The organism is Actinomadura sp. GC306, from assembly GCF_004348665.1.
Taxonomy (GTDB): Bacteria; Actinomycetota; Actinomycetes; order Streptosporangiales; family Streptosporangiaceae; genus Spirillospora.
Window position 1 is genome coordinate 1 of the sequence record NZ_SMKM01000493.1, and the last position, 1,995, is coordinate 1,995.

The following is a 1,995-nucleotide window of genomic DNA, read 5'->3' on the forward strand; positions in this document are numbered from 1 at the left end:
GTCTCGGGGATGCGCCAGAGCGGGAGGATCCACGCCGGGATGACGTCGGACGGGGCCGCGGGCGACGTGGGGACGGTGTCGAGGGCGGCCTTCCAGGCGCGGGCGGCGGTGAGGTCGGCGCGGATGACGCGGAGGCGTTCCTCGGCCTCGGTGAGGGCGGCGCGGAGGCGCTCCTTGGCGGGGACGGTCTGCCGGGTGGCATGGTGGGCCGCCGCCCAGGCGTCGTCCCAGCGGGGGGTGCGCTCCTGCCATGCCTCGTCGCCGTCGGTGGCGATCATGAGGTTGGCGAGGTCGGGGTGGACGGCGCGGACGCGGTCGAGGAGTTCCGTGCAGCGGATCTGGCGGGAGCGTTCGTGGCGGGCCTCGGCCAGGGCGTTCAGGGCGCGGCCGTAGGCGGCGGCGTCGCGGGCGTCGATGGCGTCCAGGGCGGCCTGGAGTTCCGGGGGGTCGTCGTCGGCCACCTGGCCGATGGAGTCGCGGAGGGCGTCGAGGTCGGCGGCGGCGCGGCTGACGCCCAGGCCCTCCAGGGCGTTGCGCAGGGCGGTGACGTAGCCGTGCCACTGGATGGGGTGGCCCAGGGGGATGGTGAGGCCCGCGCGGCCGAGGAGGTCGCGGGTCTCTTGCACGGCCGTCATGGCGTCGCGGATGCGGGCGAGGCGGGTGTGGGCGCGGACGAAGCGGGCGACGCGTTCGGCGGGCGGGAGGTCGGCCGGGAAGGAGATGCCGGCGGCCTCCCACACGTACTGCAGCTCGCGGCAGGCGATCCGCACCATGAGGTGGGTGTGGACGAGGTCGAGCAGCTCGGGGGTGGTGGGCGCGGCGCCGTCGACCTGCACGGTGGTGAGGAGCGGCTCGGCCTGGCGTTGCGCGGACGAGCGCAGCGGCCCCCGCTTGAGGGTGCCGCCGCCGGCGAGGTGGGCGCGCAGGTCCAGGGCGGACGCGGCGAGCCCGCGCAGGTCGGCGTCGGCGGGGACGTCGATCTCGTGGCCGCTGAGCTCCGCGAGGGCGTTCTCCGCCCACTGGGCGCGGGCCGTCATCTCGTGGACGCGCGCCCAGATGAGGGGGCGGCGGTCCGCGAGGGCGTCGCCGAACGCCTGGGCGGCGAGGTCGGCGGGGTTCCAGCCGCCCGGGTCGCCGTCGAGGCCGAGGTCGCGGAGCGCGGCGGCGACGACGGACGCGTTGCCGTCGAGGCGGGCGAGGAAGGTCACGTCGGTCTCGCGCAGGCGGCGGGACAGGTCGGTCTTGGTCCGTTCGGCGCGTTCGGCGGCCGCGGCCTCCGCCTCGACGAGGGTGCGGACGTAGGCGGCGCTGGGCAGCGCGCCGGGGTCGACGTCGCGCTGCTCGGTGCGGGCCTTGCGCGCGGCGGTCTCCTCCGCGAGGAGGACGACGAGCTCGGCCGCCTCGGAGCGGGAGATCGGCGGGTCCGCGGGCATCCCGGCGCGGACCGGCATCCACGCCAGGTCGGGCGCCTCGGCGCGGAGGCGCTCGCGCGGGTCGGCGGGCTCGACGGCGCCGTCGAGCCGCTCGCGGATCTCGGTGACCTGGCGGGCGGCGGCCGTCTCCCGGGCGGCCAGCGCGTCCAGGTCGGGCGGGGCGGTGCGGGCGAGGATCGCGTCGGCCGTGCGGCCCGCCACGGCGGGGTCGGCGACCGTGAGGTCGGCGAGGCCGGGCGGCAGTGCGGCGTGCAGGGCGCCGGAGGCGGTGGCGCCGCTGGTGGCGACGAGCACGCGGTGGCCGCGGGTGAGCAGGCCCGCGAGCAGGTCGGGAACGGTGTCGTCCGCGCGCTCGGGCACGTGCATGACGTGCGGTCGCCGGGCCGGCGACACCAGCCGCGCGAACCCCTCGGGGACGCCGCCGGGCACGCGGTCGAGGAGGGCGGCGTGGTAGTCGGCGGCGGCGCGGCGGCCGGGTGGGCGGACGACCAGCGCGGGCGCGAGCCGCAGCCGCGGGACGGGTGACGGCGCCGCCGTGTCCGGGGCCCAGTCGTCGCTGTAG

1 pseudogene is annotated in these 1,995 nt (G+C 78.3%); it reads right to left on the minus strand.

The window, feature by feature from the left end:
- Positions 1 to 1,995: pseudogene (locus E1200_RS34235) on the minus strand (hypothetical protein); the annotation flags it as partial.